The sequence below is a fragment of the Endozoicomonas atrinae genome (assembly GCF_001647025.1).
In the GTDB taxonomy this organism is placed as follows: domain Bacteria; phylum Pseudomonadota; class Gammaproteobacteria; order Pseudomonadales; family Endozoicomonadaceae; genus Endozoicomonas; species Endozoicomonas atrinae.
In genome coordinates this window covers 15,734-34,588 of sequence record NZ_LUKQ02000012.1, presented here as the reverse complement: position 1 = coordinate 34,588, position 18,855 = coordinate 15,734, and the positions used below count along the sequence as shown (strand labels likewise).

Annotated in this window: 16 protein-coding genes and 1 other RNA gene; 14 read left to right on the top strand and 3 right to left on the bottom strand. The window is 49.6% G+C overall.

What is annotated here, in order from left to right:
* Window positions 1-9: 9 nt before the first annotated feature.
* Together AK963_RS03165 and AK963_RS03160 are read right to left on the bottom strand one after the other, a co-directional pair.
* Complete coding sequence (locus tag AK963_RS03165) at window positions 10-384, bottom strand: YraN family protein (protein ID WP_066014025.1); 375 nt, start codon at window positions 382-384, stop codon at window positions 10-12.
* On the bottom strand, window positions 359-2,341 hold the full coding sequence (locus AK963_RS03160) for a penicillin-binding protein activator (RefSeq protein WP_066014024.1): 1,983 nt from the start codon (window positions 2,339-2,341) through the stop codon (window positions 359-361). Before AK963_RS03160 ends, AK963_RS03165 begins: the two co-directional genes overlap by 26 nt.
* Before the next feature lie 288 nt (window positions 2,342-2,629).
* Here AK963_RS03160 and AK963_RS37015 point away from each other — a divergent pair, with 288 nt between their 5' ends.
* Complete coding sequence (locus tag AK963_RS37015; RefSeq protein WP_476588281.1) at window positions 2,630-3,604, top strand: T3SS effector IpaJ family cysteine protease; 975 nt, start codon at window positions 2,630-2,632, stop codon at window positions 3,602-3,604.
* On the opposite strand, the gene AK963_RS03150 is transcribed toward AK963_RS37015, so the two are convergent.
* Window positions 3,510-3,842 carry a transposase gene (locus tag AK963_RS03150; RefSeq protein ID WP_066014022.1) on the bottom strand — a complete coding sequence of 111 codons (333 nt, stop codon included), beginning with the start codon at window positions 3,840-3,842 and terminating at the stop codon, window positions 3,510-3,512. The genes AK963_RS37015 and AK963_RS03150 overlap by 95 nt on opposite strands.
* 292 nt (window positions 3,843-4,134) lie before the next feature.
* Here AK963_RS03150 and rsmI point away from each other — a divergent pair, with 292 nt between their 5' ends.
* The 13 genes from rsmI to murC all read left to right on the top strand — a co-directional run bounded on the left by rsmI (window position 4,135) and on the right by murC (window position 18,851).
* Window positions 4,135-4,980, top strand: coding sequence for a 16S rRNA (cytidine(1402)-2'-O)-methyltransferase (gene rsmI, locus AK963_RS03145; protein ID WP_066014021.1), 846 nt, complete (start codon window positions 4,135-4,137; stop codon window positions 4,978-4,980).
* Between the two features lie 52 nt (window positions 4,981-5,032).
* Window positions 5,033-5,441: RNase P RNA component class A (rnpB, locus tag AK963_RS03140), an RNA gene on the top strand.
* A 490-nt stretch (window positions 5,442-5,931) separates the two neighbouring features.
* Window positions 5,932-6,387, top strand: a complete 456-nt coding sequence (gene mraZ / locus AK963_RS03135) for a division/cell wall cluster transcriptional repressor MraZ (RefSeq protein ID WP_066014020.1) — start codon at window positions 5,932-5,934, stop codon at window positions 6,385-6,387.
* 31 nt (window positions 6,388-6,418) lie between these two features.
* On the top strand, window positions 6,419-7,390 hold the full coding sequence (rsmH, locus tag AK963_RS03130; RefSeq protein ID WP_066014019.1) for a 16S rRNA (cytosine(1402)-N(4))-methyltransferase RsmH: 972 nt from the start codon (window positions 6,419-6,421) through the stop codon (window positions 7,388-7,390).
* Entirely contained in the window at window positions 7,390-7,692 is a 303-nt protein-coding gene (ftsL, locus tag AK963_RS03125; RefSeq protein ID WP_083232422.1) for a cell division protein FtsL, read from the top strand. The genes rsmH and ftsL overlap by 1 nt, the downstream gene beginning before the upstream one ends.
* Window positions 7,689-9,533, top strand: coding sequence for a peptidoglycan D,D-transpeptidase FtsI family protein (locus tag AK963_RS03120; RefSeq protein ID WP_066014018.1), 1,845 nt, complete (start codon window positions 7,689-7,691; stop codon window positions 9,531-9,533). The genes ftsL and AK963_RS03120 overlap by 4 nt, the downstream gene beginning before the upstream one ends.
* Before the next feature lie 11 nt (window positions 9,534-9,544).
* A complete protein-coding gene (locus AK963_RS03115; protein WP_083232421.1) occupies window positions 9,545-11,131 on the top strand; it encodes a UDP-N-acetylmuramoyl-L-alanyl-D-glutamate--2,6-diaminopimelate ligase in 1,587 nt (528 codons plus the stop codon).
* The gene (locus AK963_RS03110) at window positions 11,128-12,540 is read left to right on the top strand and encodes a UDP-N-acetylmuramoyl-tripeptide--D-alanyl-D-alanine ligase (protein ID WP_066014017.1); all 1,413 of its coding nucleotides are present in this window, start codon (window positions 11,128-11,130) and stop codon (window positions 12,538-12,540) included. Before AK963_RS03115 ends, AK963_RS03110 begins: the two co-directional genes overlap by 4 nt.
* Entirely contained in the window at window positions 12,540-13,622 is a 1,083-nt protein-coding gene (gene mraY / locus AK963_RS03105; RefSeq protein ID WP_066014016.1) for a phospho-N-acetylmuramoyl-pentapeptide-transferase, read from the top strand. Before AK963_RS03110 ends, mraY begins: the two co-directional genes overlap by 1 nt.
* An 8-nt stretch (window positions 13,623-13,630) precedes the next feature.
* Window positions 13,631-15,076 carry a UDP-N-acetylmuramoyl-L-alanine--D-glutamate ligase gene (gene murD, locus AK963_RS03100; protein WP_083232420.1) on the top strand — a complete coding sequence of 482 codons (1,446 nt, stop codon included), beginning with the start codon at window positions 13,631-13,633 and terminating at the stop codon, window positions 15,074-15,076.
* A 62-nt stretch (window positions 15,077-15,138) separates the two neighbouring features.
* The gene (ftsW, locus tag AK963_RS03095) at window positions 15,139-16,314 is read left to right on the top strand and encodes a putative lipid II flippase FtsW (protein ID WP_238593628.1); all 1,176 of its coding nucleotides are present in this window, start codon (window positions 15,139-15,141) and stop codon (window positions 16,312-16,314) included.
* Window positions 16,307-17,404 (top strand): undecaprenyldiphospho-muramoylpentapeptide beta-N-acetylglucosaminyltransferase, encoded by a 1,098-nt coding sequence (gene murG, locus AK963_RS03090; protein ID WP_066014014.1) that lies wholly within the window; start codon window positions 16,307-16,309, stop codon window positions 17,402-17,404. Before ftsW ends, murG begins: the two co-directional genes overlap by 8 nt.
* Window positions 17,397-18,851 carry a UDP-N-acetylmuramate--L-alanine ligase gene (murC, locus tag AK963_RS03085; protein WP_066014013.1) on the top strand — a complete coding sequence of 485 codons (1,455 nt, stop codon included), beginning with the start codon at window positions 17,397-17,399 and terminating at the stop codon, window positions 18,849-18,851. The genes murG and murC overlap by 8 nt, the downstream gene beginning before the upstream one ends.
* The last annotated feature ends 4 nt before the right edge of the window (window positions 18,852-18,855 follow it).

Sequence of the window (18,855 nt, the reverse complement as noted above, 5' to 3'; positions counted from 1 at the left end):
GAAAATTTCTTAAAAAGCACTTTTAATCCATTTTAAGCTGTTTTGCCCTGTGGAGTCATGATTGTCAATGGATATTGCATCAAATCGACAAATCCTGTGGCTGTGCTGACGATATTTTTGCAAATAAACGGCTGCAGTCTTGCGAATTTTCTGTTGCTTGTTTCTGTTAATAGAGCTGGCTGCATTACCGAATTGAGAATGGCTTCGGGAGCGAACTTCGACAAAAACCAGTATGGAATGATCCAGCATAATCAGGTCAACTTCACCCATTTTACAGGCAAAGTTGCTATGTAAAAGCGTCAGCCCCTGCTGTTTCATAAACAACAGGGCACTTTTTTCTGCCTCGGCACCTTTTCTGTTACTGAGTCTGAGCTTCCAGGGCATAGAGGGTGGATGTACTTGTAGTTACTGGTTTTGTAGCTTTGTTTTTCAGAGAGATCTCTCTTTCAGGAGTTTTGGGCTTCACTATAGGGAGTGGAGTTAGTCGACCGTTCCTGAATATTTGCCATGAGAGTTCACGATGGACTTTTCCGCTCGGAGCGATACTCAGTGATCCGGTCATTCCCTGCAGCTGGCTGCCTTGAAGGCTTGAGAGTTGCTGGAGTCTTGGGTAGAGCTTGTAGGCATCGGCACCCAGTGCGTAAAGCGTTCCCAGCTGGCCCCTGGATTGTTGCCACAGGGTGTTGATCTGTTGCTCCAGCGGGCTTGGAGCTCCAGGAATTAACCATGGCATAACAGGAACCCGAATACCGTCCATATCCTGATCCTGGTTGGTATTGGTGATTCCTGAAAATGCACTGGATGTTGCGTAGACGGGAACATTGCTTGCATATTGGTAAGCTAGGGCAGGCTTGATTTGCCTTGCTTCCTGAGGACTGGCGCCAATAAATACCATGTCAACGTCCTGGCGTCGACGAGCCTGAAAGCCAAGTCTCTCGCCCAGAACCCGGTTGAGCTGTTTCGCTCTTGCTTCGCTTTGGTCTGTGTGCAGCAACCAGCCGGCCAGACTGCTGAACTGGGTTTTGGCATCAAATTCGCCAGAACCAACAATTACACCACCGAGCTCTTCCCATTGTGCCTTAAAAGTGGTATTGATTTTCTTTCCCCACTCTGTGTTAGGCGTAATGATAATTGCCGTTTTGTGCCCATCCAGTCTGCCTCTCTCAGCTGCCATAATGGCTTCATCTTCTGCAGAGAGTCCAAATTGGTAGAGCCCGGTACGATATCCGGTCGGTGTTGCCGGTACTCCATTAGCTAAAAACAGGTCAGTAGCATCGTCGATATAATTCAACGCCAGAACTGGGATGCGGTTGGTGATATCAGTGTTTAACGCTTTTACACGGCTTTTGTTCAAGGGGCCAATAATCAGCTGCGCTCCCTCCTCAATAGCCTGGCTGGCCAGATCATTAATATTGGTGCTCTCGGTATTATAAAACTGCAGTTCTGGAAGAGGCTCCCCTTTCGTCATGGCTTCATAGTGGGAAGCCAGCATGCCGTCTCTGACGGCTTCACCAACTTTGCTCAATCTCCCTGAAAGTGGGAGTAGTACAGCGATTTTGTCAGGACGTTTTGTTGAGCTGCTTTTTAGTGTTTCAAAGTCCCCGGGCAGATATTTGTGCGCTGGATGGTATGACCAGTCCCGTTTCCACTGTTCAAGGCCTGTGAGTTGCTGATCCAGGCTGCGGCCAGTTTGATAGATTAATGCAAGGGCCAGCCAGCCTTTTAGTTTCTGTGACTTTTCCTGTTTGTACAGGCTGTCGAGCCGTTCGGCTGGAACATGAAGGAGTGTCTGCCAGAAACTGTCGTAATGGGGTTCACGCTCTGCTTCTGTGAGGTAAGGACCAGCCAGCAGCCATTCATCCAGTGAAGCCTGGTATTCACCATATCTTGCATAGGCAAGAGCTTTCAGAATATGTGCCTGGGAATTAATGTAGGTGCTGTTACTGATAATAACAGCCTCTCGATCAAGCCATTCAAATACCACCCAGTCCTGATTATTGATCTGGGCAATCTGAGCCTGTTGAACCGCCAGTTCAGCCTGAATCCGCTTTGGCAGTTGTTCGTAAGGCATCTGATCAAGAATCTGCTGCGTGCGGGCTGGCTCTTTACTCATCAGTTCTCTGGTGATCTCAAGAGTCAGGCTGGCTCGTTCCGGATAGCTGAGTCTTTCTGCATCGGCCAGCTGTTGATCGATGCTCTTGATGGATTTTGCCATTGGCGGCAGTGTGGTCTTTGGCTGTGATGAGCAGGCAGTAATCAGTACCGGAATAATTGCAGCCAGTGTGATGGCTACCAGTTTCCGGGGCAGGGTGTTACGCAGAGCGGTTGTATGGGTCATCATTTGAAGTCGTGGGCCAGCTCTTCTGGGGTGTCTTTGTTAGTACTTCGATTGTACACAGGGCTTGGAATCGACACTATAGGTTATAGCTATTGTAATTTCGAGTATTCCACCAATTTACAGGTTTTACCTGAAATTTGCAGTGGGTAGAAGGTCGTTTCGAGATCTGATGATGGCTTCTGTCAGTTGTGCTTGCTACCTGGTTATACCTTTGATTTTCAATAATATGTAGAGTTTCATGATTCAGTCCATCGGGCGGTTGGGCTTTCTGCGCTGTTCAGGGAAGAAAATATGGGTGTTGCTATCATGGATGGTTGTGTGCAGCTTTCGAAACTTGATGCTGTATCTCATTTTTACAATACCGGTAAAGGGGTTGGCAGGCTTAAAGGGCTTGCCTGCTTGTTACTTGGCCGGAAAATGACAGTTCTTGAATCTGATTTGGTTAAGCAAATCTGGCCTTTGCGTGATGCCAGGTTTATTAAGTCTTACTTGAAAAGCAGGAACGTGGCATCAGTTGCTTCAAAGCATCTCGGTGCTTTTCCAAAGCAGCAGTATAAAAACAGTTGTGCTGCACGATGCCTGCAGCAGGCAGCTTATGAGCTTGGGATAAAGAAAATACCCAGCAATAAACTTTATGGATTTAATGGTCAGTCCATTAGGGATAGAAGTGCTGAAGCGGCGATTTATGGGATTGCAGGAAGGCTGGTCAGTGGTAGTGGAGGGCTGAAGCAAAGTCTTCGAGGGAATCTGAATAATGCTGGGTATTCTGGTCCTGTTGGTATTAAAAATGCCGTTAAGCTTCTTGGGCTTGATAGCCGCTTTTATTGCTCTTCGAGGATCACCGATTGGTACTTTGGGCAGAGCGATCCTTCTGGCTGGAAAGAAGTTAAAAGACACTGCCCAGTTCATCGTACCTCACCGCCAAAGTTGTGCAGGAATGAGCGGCTGCTTTTGCATGTTTGTAATTACTCAATGCTCGGTTTTGATGATGGTTGTCTCAGTGTCAGGCGGGATCATTACATTATGCAGCGGCCTGATGGAAGTTGTTATGATCCTCAAGCAGGGGTCAATTACCCTTCAGTGAAAGCCTACTCTAAAAAAATGGGAATGAGTCCAAGTGGTGTTTACACGCTGGTCAGCGATAAAGACGCGTATGCAAAACTGCCATCGGTCAAAGGCAGTACAGGCTCAGCTTGTTTAGCCGAGTCTGGCCTTTGGCTATCAGCTGAGGAACAAAGTCACCATTTCGATCTCTGGGGACTTTGACTTCGACCTCACCAAAATCTCCTTTGATATTCTTTGAGGTGCTGCCGTTGCGGCTGTTGCCCGTGTTATGGCCCTCAGGCGAGTATTTGGCATAACCCAGATGCTCTTCCAATTCAGCGGCCATAACACGTTCAACAGTCGCCTTAATAAGTAAACGGCTGAAGTCGGCAAGATCATCCTGAGTTTTAATCTGACTGGCTATTTGATCTACCAGTTTTTCGTTGATTTCAACGCTCATTGTTATTCTCCATTTTGGAGTATTAACGACAAGCGTTTACACAATTTAAATTACATTCCCGTACAGGTAATGTTTCAGTAGGCAAAAGTGCTTTTGCTCTTGGATGAGCGGGGGCGCATATTTCTATTGACGAACTTTGCTTTTAAGAAAGTTTCTTGTCTCGTTTTTATATGACTTTTCTTATGCCTGTTTTCAGGTGGTGGTAAATTTCTGTTCGACAGACTTTTTGCGGTCGTGAAGTTATCAAAATGTTAGAATGTTGCCTGAAAAATTACATCGGTTCTCTACTGTCATGTCTGACTCGCTTCTTTATATAGTTTCTACACCAATTGGCAACCTGGGTGATATGACTCCCAGAGCCATAGAGGTGCTTCGTCAGGTTGACGTTATTGCAGCAGAGGATACCCGGCACAGTAAGCGCTTGATGAATCACTTCGGTATTGATACTCCGCTGATTCCCTGTCATGACCATAATGAGCGTCATCAGGCAGAGATGATTGTTCGGCGTATGAAGGCAGGGGAAACAGTTGCCTTGATTAGTGATGCCGGCACGCCTTTAATTTCTGATCCAGGCTTTTATCTGGTTCGTTTGGTGAGAGACGCTGGATTTCGAGTGGTCCCTATCCCCGGGGCCTGTGCATTTATTGCAGCGTTGTCAGTCAGTGGTTTGCCGACTGACCGTTTTTATTTTGAAGGCTTTCTGCCCGCGAAAGGCGCGGGACGGCGCAAGCGAATAGAATCGTTGGCTGCTTTTTCCAGTACCTGGGGGGTTTATGAGTCTCCACATCGTATTATGGAGCTTCTGGAGGATCTGGAAACGGTGCTTGGTGGTGACCGATACATTGCTCTTGCCCGGGAAGTCACTAAAACCTTTGAAACCGTAATGGCTGGAACGGTTTCTGATATTCAGGTTGTTTTGAGATCGGATTCCAATCAGCAGCGTGGAGAGTTTGTTGTGCTGATTGAAGGCTATAAAGAAGAAGGGGATTCTGAAATTAGTCCGGAAACTAAAAAGATGCTGCAGCGCTTAATGGAAGATTTGCCCATTAAAAAAGCAGCGGCGGTGGTCGCTGATCTGACTGGACTCAGGAAGAAAGACCTTTATGAACTGGGCCTGGAAATGAAGTCTGGTGAATAAAATGCTGATTTCGGTTGATTAACTGGAGTCGGGCAAGTAATATTCGCGGCCGCGAGCTGGCCGGGCAGTCGCTGTTCACTCTGGTTATTTGATCAGAGTGGAGGGAGGAAAGTCCGGGCTCCAGAGGGTAGGGCGCCAGGTAATGCCTGGGGGGCGAAAGCCTACGGAAAGTGCAGCAGAGAGTAGACCGCCTAAGCCAGTGTTTTTTTCAACTTTTGTTGAAAAGAATTTGGCCGGTAAGGGTGAAAGGGTGCGGTAAGAGCGCACCGCATGGCTGGTAACAGTCCATGGCACGGTAAACCCCGCCTGGAGCAAGACCAAATAGGAATCCTATAGGTGTGACCCGCACTGGATTCGGGTAGGTTGCTTGAGGTGTCTGGTGACAGACATCCCAGATGAATGATTGCCCAGGCCTGTTTTGGCAGGCTGGACAGAACCCGGCTTACAGGCCGGCTCGCGACTCTTTATTTCCGCTTTATTTCCGCTTGAATTCTGGCTTTTCCTGATTGTTGCCTGTTGCTCTTATGGCGTCTGTTGCCATAAGACTTGGTTCTATCCGCTTTTTTGTACTGTATTCAAATCGAATGTTTTTATCCTGTTAGCCTTCTTCGCAATAAAAGCGTTTGGTATTCGGTGTTGCTGCCTTTTAAAAAAAAGCTGAACTATGGTTCTTTAAATCCTCTGCAGACTTCGTTTTGGCCGTTGTATTCAGGCGTTCGATATTCATTTTTCAAACTGTACTTTCATTTGGTTGTCCAATATTGAGCGGGAAGAGGTAGAACCCCTGCTTGACGTGGGTTTTTCAGATTTCTATAGTGTGCTTTAGTGGTGTAAAGTGGATTATTGTGGGGCGTGATGGGTGGCTGAATGGAGTTGGCTCTCATTAGTGCTTTTTATAACTGATGGGTACCGTAAGGTTTCCAGGGGTTCGGGGACCAGGGAGAAGGTAGTGTGTTTCGCGGTGTAAATGCCATTAATCTGGATGCCAAAGGGCGTCTTGCTATACCAGCCCGTTATCGGCAGGTGTTGCGGGATCGCTGTGGTGGTGCCCTGGTGGCAACGATTGACACTGACGAACCTTGTTTGCTGATTTATCCACTGGATGAGTGGGAGCTGATTCAGCAGAAAATTGAAGCACTTCCCAGTTTTCATCCAATGACCCGCCGGATTCAGAGGCTCTTGATTGGGCATGCCACCGATGTCGATCTGGATAGCAATGGGCGCATTCTTATCCCTCCACTATTGCGTGAATACGCAGGTCTTGAAAAGCGCAGTATTTTGTTGGGTCAGGGCAAGAAGTTCGAGCTTTGGGATGAATGTTGCTGGAACGAGCGCCGTGACCAATACCTGAAAGAAGCCAGTGAGTCAGAAGAGATTCCGATGGAATTGCAGTCGCTCTCTTTGTAAACCACTTCTTTGAAAAAATTGTGAAAGGTTTATGAAATCGTTAAATCGTGTTGATAGCCAGGAGTTAGCTGCCGAAAGTGAGGTGACTAACCATGTACATAAAACAGTATTGCTGAATGAGGCTGTCGATGCGTTGCTGACTGATCCTTCCGGGGTATATGTCGATGGTACTTTTGGAAGAGGGGGGCACAGTCGTTTAATTTTGAGCTCTCTGACAGAGCAGGGGCGGTTGATTGGAATTGATAAAGATCCAGCGGCCATTGCCACTGGTGTCGAACTTGCGCGCCAGGACGCGCGGTTTTCAATTCATCATGGTTCGTTTACCGATGTTGATTCAGTGAATAGTGACCAGTTGGTCGATGGGATTTTGCTGGATCTTGGGGTTTCTTCGCCTCAGCTGGATGATCCTGAAAGAGGCTTCAGCTTCATGCATGAGGGACCTCTGGATATGCGGATGAATCACCAGGACGGAGAAAGTGCTGCTGACTGGCTGGCTAGGGCCGAAGAGCAGGAGATCAGCCGGGTAATCTGGGAATATGGCGAAGACCGCTTTTCCCGGAGGATGGCCAGAGCCATTGTCAGAGAAAGAGAAATTGAACCGATTCTGACCACCAGACGTCTTGCCGATATTATTGCAGCAGCCTGCCCGACCAGAGAGAAGGGTAAACACCCAGCTACCCGGGCGTTCCAGGCCATCAGAATCCACATCAATCGTGAACTTGATGATCTGGTGCTTTGTCTGGATCGTGCCCTGGAAAAATTGAAGCCGGGTGGTCGGCTTGTGGTGATCAGCTTTCACTCATTGGAAGACAGAATTGTAAAACGCTTTATCCGCAAGCATCAAAAGGGAGATGAGCTGCCAAGCTGGCTACCGGTGACAGAAGAGCAGTTGAATCGGCGTATGAAAAGTCTGGGTAAGGCGATCAAACCTTCCAGGCAGGAAGTGCAGGAAAATCCCAGGGCGCGAAGTGCTGTCATGCGTGTGGCAGAAAAGCTGGCCTGATGATGGGCAATGGTCTTCTGGTGCATATGCACCTCATTCGCTCTTATGGTGCTGCTATTTTACTGCTGTTACTGGTTGTATTGTCGGGATTGTCTGTTGGTTATGTTTCCTACGAGAATCGTCTTCTACATAACCAGATTCAGCAGGAGCTTGAGAACAGAAACAGTGCGCAGGTTGAGTGGGGTAAGTTGTTGCTGGAACACAGCACACTGACATCTCCTGGAAAAATTGAAAAGGTTGCAAGGGAGAAATTGGGCATGGACGTGCCAAAGACCAGCCAGATAGAGATGGTTCTGCCATGACTCAGGGGCGGAAAGTATCACAGCGAAACCTGTCGGCTTCAAAGAGCAAGGCTGGCAAGGAGCCTGTCTGGATTGGCCATATGGTTAATAGTCTGACCAGGAAGTGGCGGCTGAAAATGCTGCAATCGGTTCTGCTGGTTGCAGGGCTGGCCATCGGATACCGAATTGTCGATTTGCAATTACTGGATCGACACTTTCTGCAAAATGAAGGTGATAAACGCTCTGTTCGTTATGAGTCTGTCGCTGCTCATAGAGGTGTGATTTTTGACCGTAATGGAGACCCGCTGGCTGTCAGTACACCGGTTGTGACCATCTGGGCTGACCCTGAAGTGCTGTATGAGGCCAGTGAACGCTGGCAGGCGCTGGCCCGGGAGCTGGGGGTTTCTCATCAGTGGTTGTCAGATCGCGTGAAGGCAGCCAAAACCAGGGATTTTATCTACCTCAAGCGCCAGCTGACGCCGGAGCAGGGAAGAAAGGTCATGGCATTAAGAGTACCGGGTGTCCGGGCTATTAATGAGCATCGCCGTTATTACCCTGCTGCTGAGGTGACCGCCCATCTGGTTGGTTTTACCAATATTGATGAGTCAGGTCAGGAGGGTCTGGAGTTAGCCTACAATGAGTGGCTGTCCGGTGATCCAGGTCAGCGAAGGGTACTTAAGGACCGTAAGGGACAGCTTGCCCGTCAGGCTGAGCTGATGAAAAGTGCCAGCCCTGGCAAGGAACTCATGCTCAGTATTGATCTGAGGCTTCAGTATATGGCTTACCGGGAGTTGAAAAAGGCGGTTGAGCTGCACAAAGCCAAGGCCGGCTCTTTGATCATGCTCGATGTCAAGACCGGGGAAGTGCTGGCAATGGTTAACCAGCCTGCATACAACCCTAATAATCGGGCTGATATGCAGGCGCATAAAATGCGGAACCGGGTGGTGACGGATATGGTCGAGCCCGGGTCTACACTGAAGCCTTTTACGGTAGCTGCTGCCCTGGAGTCTGGTCAGTTTCACAAAGGCTCAGTGATTCATACCGCACCCGGTTATATGCGACTTGGCAGGGATCAGGTAAAGGATATCCGGAACTACGGAGCTATTGATGTTACCACAGTGCTGAGAAAGTCCAGCAATGTTGGCGTTTCAAAAATGGCTCTGGCTATTGGCCCGGATAAGGTGCTGGATTTGCTCCAGAGAGTTGGACTTGGCCAAAGCACTGGAACCGGGTTTCCCGGAGAAAATCCGGGTTATCTGCCTTATCGGGACCGCTGGAGTGATATTGAGGTTGCAACGTTATCGTTTGGCTATGGTTTGACGGTGACCCCTTTGCAGCTGGCTCAGGCTTATACAGTACTGGGCTCTGGTGGAATTATGCGCCCTGTCTCCCTCATCAAGAGAGATGTTGTACCTGATGGTGTTCGGGTAATGGATCAGCAGGTTGCTGATGACCTGAGAAAAATGCTTCGAGAGGTCGTTCATGGTGGCACCGGGGGCCGGGCGATGATTGATGCGTTTGAGGTTGGGGGGAAAACCGGAACGGCCAGAAAGGTTGGGCCAAACGGTTATATCAAAGATCGTTACATTGGGATGTTTGCCGGTTTGGCACCGATTGATAATCCACGGCTCGCAATGGTTGTCATTATTGATGACCCCTCTGGAAAGAACTATTACGGTGGTCTGACCGCAGCACCGGTATTTTCCAAGGTGGCAGCGGGGGCACTTCGACTGCTGGGGGTTGAGCCTGCTGAGTTGGAGAATCCAGATTCAGATCAGCGTATGGCATTTATTCCCTATGTGCTGGATCCGGGTGAGAAAAGTTTCGGTTCACGTGTTTCTACACCGTTTAAAGAAGGTTAAAGCGAAAAGCAATGACAGCTGAGCAAGAGAATACTCTCAATGGCGTGCTTGCCGAACTGCAGTTACCTGCCGTAGCTGTAGACAAGAAGCTGAATCATATGACCCTCGATAGTCGCAAGATTATCGGGGGAGAGTTATTTATTGCGATTCCTGGCATTCAGTCTGATGGCCGCAAATACATAGCTGACGCATTGAAAAAAGGTGCTGCGGCGGTGCTGGTGGACGATAGCGATGGGTTTGATGTGTCTGCAGCTGCGGATTGTGAGTCGGTTTTTATTGTTCCAGGTCTGAGTGGAAAGATTGGATCTCTTGCTAATCGTTTTTATCGGCAGCCTTCTGAAAAGCTGAATATTATTGGCGTTACTGGCACCAATGGCAAAACCTCCTGTTGCTGGTTTATCTCTGAGATTCTCGGGCAGTTGGGAAAAACCTGTGCGTTGATGGGCACTGTGGGTCGCGGGTTGCCGGGACAGATGGAGGCTTCATTAAATACCACCAGTGATGTTGTTTCCCTGCAACAGTACCTGGGGCAACTGGTATCCGATGGAGTGCAGGCTCTGGCCATGGAGGTTTCATCCCATGGGCTTGACCAGGGGCGGGTGTCAGGGGTCTCTTTTAACGTGGCGCTTTTTACTCATATCAGTCGTGATCATCTGGACTATCACGGCTCCCTGGAGAAGTACGCAGCGGCTAAGGCCAGGCTTTTTTCAGAGTGTACTTATCGGTACGCCGTCATAGGTAAGGATGATGAGTTTTCAGAATTGATGCTTTCATCCTGCCCTCTGAATGCCAATGTAACTACCTGGTCCCTGGAAGATGCGTCGGCAGATGTTTATCTCAGTGATATTGAAACGTTGCCACAGGGGTTCCGGGCAACCATTTATACTCCCTGGGGTGTTGGGACGTTGGCTACTTCATTGTTGGGACGTTTTAATCTGGAAAACCTGTTGGCGGTCATTGCCGCGCTGGGTGTTCAAGGGTATTCACTTGACCGCCTTCTGGCAGTGATTCCGTTGATTTCTGCCCCTCCCGGCAGGATGCAGCAGTTTGGTGGTGGTAGTCAGCCTTTGGTTCTTGTGGATTATGCCCATACGCCTGATGCCATTGAGAGTGTTCTTTCGTCATTGCGTGAGCACTGTGCTCAACTGGAGAGTGCAATTAAACGTTCCGCAAAAGATAGCGAACAACGTGTCGGGAATATTGTCTGTGTATATGGCTGTGGTGGTGACCGGGACAGGGGTAAGCGGCCTTTGATGACGACTGCAGCCTTGAATGGTGCGGATATGGCAGTGCTTACCAGTGATAATCCGAGGACTGAAGATCCCCTCCAGATCATCGCTGATGCGCTGGAAGGTATTGAAAATGATGATCGTCGGCGTATCCAGGTTATTGCTGACCGATCTGAAGCCATTCGTTCCACAATTGCTTCCGCCAGTGCCGGCGATATTATCGTGATTGCGGGCAAGGGACATGAAAATTATCAGGAAATTCATGGTGTTCGACACCACTTCGATGATGCAGAGCAGGTACAGTTGGTATTGCAGTCTCAATGTAGAAACGTTCTCTCCCAGAATGTTAAAGAGGGGGTTCAGGCATGATTAAATCGATGCCCCTTTCCGTTGTTGCCGAGATTGTTGACGGGCAGTTGCATGATTTTCAAAATGATGAGTTGCCGATAACTGGTGTCAGCATTGACACCCGAACGTTGCAGTCGGGGGATCTATTTATTGCCATCAAAGGTCCTCGTTTTGATGGGCATGATTATCTGGATCAGGCGCAGGCTGCAGGAGCGTTTGCTGCTCTGACAGAACGATATGTCAGTGGTGCCACTCTGCCTCAAATTGTTGTTGAAAACTCAGAAAAGGCGCTTGGGTTGCTGGGAGCAGCCAATCGCAATAACTTTGATGGGCGCCTTGTTGGAGTTACCGGCTCTTGCGGTAAAACATCGGTTAAAGAGATGTTGATGGCCATCTTCTCAGAAGCAGGCTCAACACTGGCAACGGAAGGCAATCTCAATAATGCGCTGGGCACGCCATTAACGCTGTTAAGAATCAACGAAACACATCGGTTTGCAGTGGTTGAGATGGGTACCAGTGCTCCCGGCGAAATTGAATACATTGCTAATATGGGGCGCCCTGACGTCTCAGTGATCGTTAATGCCGCTGAAACCCACCTGGCTGACCTTAAGAATGTAGACGGGGTTGCCTGGGAAAAGGGTTTTATTCTGGATGCACTGCCGGACAATGGCGCCGCTGTCCTTAATATGGATGATCGATTCTACGGTCAATGGTGTGAACGAGTTCTTCAAAAGCCCGGTCGACGGATTATCAGTTTCAGTGCTCAGAGTTCTGAAGCGAACTGTTTTGCCAGTAATATCACTCCCAATCATGAAGGTACTCGGTTTGCGCTGCATATTCGCAGGGAGAGTCAGCAGAGCGAGCAGAAGTCGGTACAGCTCTCATTCTGGGGACGCTACCAGGTGGCTAATGCCTGTTGTGCTGCCGCTGTTGCAGCTGCGTTTGGGTTGTCGCTGGACATTATTGCCCGGGGGCTGGAAAATGCCCGACCTTATCAGCGGCGGGGGCAGCGATTTGTTCACTCTTCCGGTGCGGTTTTGATTGATGAAACATACAATGCCAACCCGAAAGCAACGCTGGCGGCAGTGGAGCAGCTTGCGGATTGCGGTGGTAAGACCATCATGGTTTTTGGTGACATGCTCGATCTGGGTGAGGTGTCTGATGAGCGTCACCGGGATATCGGCCTGTATGCCAAAGAACAGGGTATTGAACATTTTTTGAGTTTCGGCCCTTCGGCTCGTTTGGCGTCAGAATCGTTTGGTGATGGTTTGCATTTTGATGAGAAAAGTGAGCTGATTGCCTGGTTGGAATCCCGGCTTAACAACGGCCTCTGTGATGATGTGTCGGTATTGGTGAAAGGATCAAAGGGGATGAAGATGTTGGATATAATCCAGGCTCTGATCGGGTCTGATTACAAGGGAGATGCCTGATGCTGGTCTGGCTGGCAGATTATTTATCCCAGTATTACCATGGATTTCTGGTATTCAAGTACCTCACATTGAGAGGTATTTTCGGGGTCCTCACGGCTCTGGCGATGAGCTTGTGGCTTGGGCCTCGTTTCATTCGGAAACTGAGTTTTTACCAGATTGGTCAGGCTGTTCGAGATGATGGTCCGCAAAGCCATTTGAGTAAAGCTGGCACCCCGACCATGGGTGGTGCCCTGATTCTTATCTGTATTGCCATCAGTACTTTGCTCTGGGCAGACTTGAGCAATCGTTACGTCTGGGTTGTCTTGATTGTTACCGGTATTTTCGGTGCTGTTGGTTGGGTGGATGACTACCGCAAAGTCGTTGAAAAGAACTCCCGTGGCCTGCCGGCACGCTGGAAAATGTTCTGGCAATCGGTTGCAGGCCTTGGTGCCGCTTTTTTCCTGTTTTTTACTGCTCCATCCGCAACAGAAACAACTCTGATTATCCCATTTTTCAAAAATGTAACGCTGCAGCTTGGGCCTTTTTTTGTGGTTCTGGCCTATTTGACCATTGTGGGTTCGAGTAATGCAGTCAACCTGACGGACGGGTTGGATGGTCTTGCTATTTTGCCGACTGTTATGGTGGCTTCAGCTCTGGCTGTTTTTGCCTATCTGAGTGGACATGCAACATTTGCCCAGTATCTACTGATTCCTGCCGTGCCTGGGGCTGGAGAACTGGTGGTATTTTGTGCTGCCATCGCTGGAGCAGGTCTTGGTTTTCTCTGGTTTAACACGTACCCGGCTCAGGTATTTATGGGGGATGTGGGCGCTCTTGCGCTGGGTGCTGCCCTCGGAGTTGTCGCAGTTATCGTTCGCCAGGAAATCGTGCTGATTATTATGGGTGGTGTTTTTGTCATGGAAACGGTGTCTGTCATTCTGCAGGTTGGTTCCTACAAATTAACCGGTCGTCGTATATTTCGCATGGCGCCGCTGCATCATCACTTTGAGTTGAAAGGGTGGCCTGAGCCTCGGGTCATCGTGCGCTTCTGGATTATTACGATTGTGCTGGTTCTGATTGGGCTGGCATCTTTGAAAATTCGCTAACGGGTTTAATGGGTAACGGGATGGTGACAGGCAGCACTCTTGCCAGGAAAACAGCTGCTCAGGAGTCAGCAGATAACGAGCCATCAGGACTGATTGGCTCAAGCTGTAATCGGGTGGTTATCGGCCTTGGTAAGACCGGGCTATCCTGTGCCCACTATCTTCATAGCCAGGGTTTACCTTTCAAAATTATTGATACACGGGAAAATCCACCGGGTGAGGCTGAGTGTCATCAGCTATTTCCTGACACCCCTCTTCATACAGGTGGTTTCAATGAACAGTGGCTAATGGCTGCTGATGAGTTGGTGGTTAGTCCGGGCATTGCTCTGTCTGAACCAGCGATTGCCAGAGCGATTGAAAATGGCGCTACTGCCATTGGTGATATTGAGCTGTTTTGTCGAGCGGTCAATACGTGCTCGCCAAAGAAGCCTCTCGTCGCAATTACCGGCTCCAATGGCAAAAGTACAGTGACCACCCTGGTTGGTGAAATGGTCAGATATTCAGGGCTTAATCCAGGTGTAGGAGGCAATATCGGAACGCCAGCACTTGATTTACTGAATGATGACAGTATTGATGTTTACGTTCTGGAGCTTTCCAGTTTCCAGCTGGAAACGACGCATAGCCTTCGTGCAACGGCAGCGACGGTTCTGAATATAAGTCCGGACCATATGGATCGTTACCCGACACTGGTTGAATACCACCAGGCCAAACAGCGTATTTACAAAGGATGCGGCACAGCTGTATTTAACAGGGATGACCCTCTGACTTCCCCTTTGCTGCCAGTGACAGCCGGAGCTGTGACGTTTACGAGCGGGTCTCCGGATCTTGGGCAGATGGGGCTCCTGTCTGACGATGATGGCGTCTGGTTGAGTAAAGGGCTGGAAAAGCAGATAAATACCCGGCAGATGAAACTCAAAGGGCGTCACAATTATTTGAACGCCCTTGCTGCTTTGGCTCTGGGTGAGGCGGTAGGTCTTGATTCCAGTGCCATGCTTGAAGCGCTCATGGCATTTCCCGGGTTGAAGCATCGCTGTCAGTGGCTTGGTGAGCTTGATGGGGTTGCCTGGTTTAACGACTCAAAAGCGACCAATGTCGGTGCTTCCGTTGCGGCTATAGAAGGTCTGGGTGAAGGGCTTGAAGGCAACGTCATTCTGATTGCGGGAGGTGATGGTAAAGGGGCAGATTTTTCAGACTTGAAGCCAGCGGTTGAGCGGTACGTCAGTCACCTGATTTTGATTGGACGTGATGGGCCCGCCATTGAGCAGGCAGTGATAGATAGTGCGGACATTCATAAGTCGGCCAGTCTCGATGATGCGGTGGGTCTTGCGGCGGAGTTGGCCGAACAAGGGGATGCGGTGCTGTTGGCGCCGGCATGTGCCAGTTTTGATATGTTCAACAGCTTTGAGCATCGAGGTGATCGATTTGCAGAGCTGGTCAATGGTTTGATTTTATGCTGAAACGGGTTAGACACAGCTTTCTCCGAGAGAAAGAGTCTTTAGAACAGGAGGCGTCAATATCCATGAGTGTTGACATGGTCCTGTTCGGAGCTGTGCTTGCTCTGCTGGCCATTGGTCTGGTTATGGTGGGGTCAGCCTCCATGGATGTTTCCAGTGCGACCTTTGGCGATCCACTGAGGGTCGTCTTTAAGCAGTTGCTGTTTATGGTGGTGGGACTGTTTGCCATGGGCGTCATGATGCTGGTACCTGTCAGCAGGATTCAGCAGATGAGCTGGGTTGGCTTGCTGGTTGCATTTTTCCTGCTGGTGGTGGTTCTGATTGTTGGCCGGGAAATAAATGGCAGTGTCCGCTGGATTCCTCTTGGCTTCTTTAACCTGCAGGCCTCAGAGGTCGCCAAGCTTTGTGTGGTGATTTATCTGGCGGGATACCTGGTGAGACATCTTGATGAAGTACGTACTCGCTGGAGCGGTTTTATCAAGCCAATGCTGGTGATGGCAGGGCTGGCCTTGCTCCTGCTTGCGGAGCCTGATCTTGGTGCGCTGGTAGTGCTCACCGTGGCGGTAATGGGGATGATTTTCATGGCGGGGGCACGCTTCCACCAGTTTCTGGTGATGATTGCCGGAGTGGTTGTTCTGATTGCCCTGATGATCTGGATGGAGCCTTATCGCATGGCTCGCATCACATCCTATATGGACCCATGGGCTCATGCTTTTGGCAGCGGCTATCAGTTAACTCAGGCCCTGATCGCTTTTGGTCGAGGTGCCTGGTTTGGTGAAGGGCTTGGCAATAGTATTCAGAAGCTGTTTTACCTGCCAGAGGCACACACGGATTTTGTGTTTGCCGTTTTAGCTGAAGAATTTGGCGTGATTGGATCGCTGCTGCTGCTTGGGCTGTTTCTGTTTGTGGCCTGGCGGTCACTGCAGCTGGGCTCAAGAGCAGAATCCAAGGGCATGTTATTTCATGGTTTTGTTGCTTATGGTATTGCGTTGCTTTTTGCCAGTCAGGCATTGATTAACATTGGTGTAAACACCGGGCTGTTGCCTACTAAAGGGCTGGCTTTACCCATGATCAGCTATGGAGGCAGCAGTTTAATTGTTAACTGTCTGGCATTTGGTATTTTGTTGCGAATTGATTTTGAACGTCGTCTGACTAAAGCCATAGAGGCTAAGCCTGTTGCGGGACGCAAGGCTAAAGAGCGAAAGGCGATTGAAGCAGCTGGAGGTAATACTTATGGCTGAGCAGGCACCTCTGGTGATTATTATGGCGGGCGGTACCGGTGGACATATTTTTCCGGGACTTGCTACAGCCAAGGGGCTGATTAAACAGGGTTACCGTGTTCATTGGCTGGGTACTCCCGGAAGTATGGAAGCTGAGCTTGTGCCCAGACACGGCATTGATATCAGCTTCATTCCGGTCACTGGCCTGCGGGGAAAAGGGTTGAGCTTTCTGTTGAAAGCCCCTTGGCGTCTGGCTGTTTCATTATTAAAAGCGGTTCGAGTTCTCAGAGAACACAAGCCGGTTTGTGTTGTTGGCATGGGTGGTTATGTAACGGGGCCGGGTGGTGTGGCTGCCAGATTGCTTGGTGTTCCATTGGTGGTTCATGAACAGAATGCGGTTGCCGGTCTGACCAATAAGTTGCTGGCCAGGATTGCTACCCGTGTGCTCGAAGCGTTTCCGGGAACCTTTGAGGGGCTTTCTTCAGACATCGCCAGGAAAGTTATGCTGACAGGGAATCCGGTACGTCCGGAGATTGCAGCAGTTTCTGGTAATGCACCTCACTCTCCCTTACGGCTACTGGTAGTGGGCGGGAGCCGGGGAGCCATGGCAATTAACCAGATGATTCCCCGGGTTCTGAAAAACTGTGGTGACCAGATTGAAGTCTGGCATCAGACAGGTAAGGGAACCTTTGAGCAGTGCCGTGCAGATTACGAGCAGAATGCGGTTGCTGGTCGAGTAGAGCCGTTTATTGATGATATGGCTCAGGCTTATGAGTGGGCGGATCTGGTACTCTGCCGTTCCGGTGCATTAACCATCGCAGAACTGGCAGCGGCAGGAAAACCTGGAATTCTGGTGCCTTTCCCCTTTGCAGTGGATGATCATCAGACAGTTAATGGGCATTACCTTGTGGACAGAGGCGCAGCCCTGATGGTTCAGCAAAAAGATTTGGACGTGGACGGTTTGACAAAAATGATTCTGGAGCTGGCAGACAATCCTGACCAGCTTGAACGAATGGCCTCATCAGCAAAAACAGCAGGCTTACCACAGGCGACAAGTGACGTGGTTAGGCACTGTCTCGAAGCGGCTGGCCAGGAGGTCTCTTATGCCTGATTTAAAGAGTCGAATTCCCGTTGTGGCTGTACCAGAGATGAGGCGAATCCGCAAAATCCATTTTGTGGGTATTGGTGGTTCTGGCATGTGCGGCATTGCCGAGGTGCTTTTGAATCAGGGTTATGAAATCTCTGGCTCGGATATACGTGCATCATCCGTCACTGAGCGTCTTGAGGGGTTGGGTATCGAGGTATTTATTGGTCATCGTGCTGAAAATGTTACCAATGCAGATGTTATTGTTACCTCAACGGCTGTTGCCGGAAATAACCCTGAAGTGGCTGAGGCAGAGAGTCGTCGGCTGCCCATTGTTCCCCGAGCCCAGATGTTGGCCGAGTTAATGCGTTACCGACACGGTATTGCGGTGGCTGGTACTCATGGCAAGACCACGACGACCAGTCTGCTTGCTTCGGTGCTTGGGTTCAGTGGCATGGATCCAACCTTTGTGATTGGTGGAAGGCTCAACTCGGCTGGTACTAATGCAAAGTTAGGCGGGAGCCGTTACCTGGTTGCAGAGGCGGACGAGTCTGATGCCTCTTTTCTTCATTTGCAGCCAATGGTTTCTATTGTCACCAATATTGATGCTGACCATATGTCTACCTACGACGGTGACTTTGGCAAGCTGAAAAAGACGTTTATCGATTTCTTGCACAATTTGCCTTTTTACGGTGTGGCTATTGTGTGTATCGACTGTCCAGTGGTTAGAGAACTGTTGCCAGAAATCAAGCGACAGGTGATTACCTATGGCTTCAGTGAAGATGCTGACTACCGGGCAGTGAATGTTTGTCAGCAGGGAATGAGAACCTCGTTTGATCTGGTTCGTCGCAGCAACGCTGAAGAGGCTCCTGTTTCTATTGAACTGGGTATTCCGGGGCGCCATAACGTACTGAATGCTCTTGCCACTTTTGCGACGGCTTCTGATGAAGGCATTCCGGACCAGGTTATTGCAGAGGGCTTGAGTCGTTTCGATGGTGTTGGTCGGCGTTTCCAAGTGTTGGGAGAGTTTAATACCCAGGCTGGTGAAGTGATGCTGGTTGATGACTATGGTCACCACCCAACTGAAGTGGATGCGACGATTAAAGCGGTTCGTGATGGTTGGGATGGTAAGCGGCTGGTTATGATTTACCAGCCTCATCGTTTCTCTCGAACCCGAGACCTGTATGAGGATTTTGTCGATGTTCTTTCCAGGGTTGATGTTCTTCTGTTAATGGAAGTATATCCTGCTGGAGAAGAACCAATAGCGGGTGCGGATAGCCGCTCATTGTGTCGAAGTATCCGGCAGCGTGGATTGGTTGATCCGATATTTATTGCCCGTCCTGAAGAAGTTGAGTCAGTTTTGGCGGATGTGCTCCAGGATGGTGACTTGCTGTTGGCTCAGGGAGCCGGGGATATTGGCGCACTGGCTCTCAGGCTTGCCAGTGGAGAGTTGGCACTGCCAGCAGAACAGTAAAGCT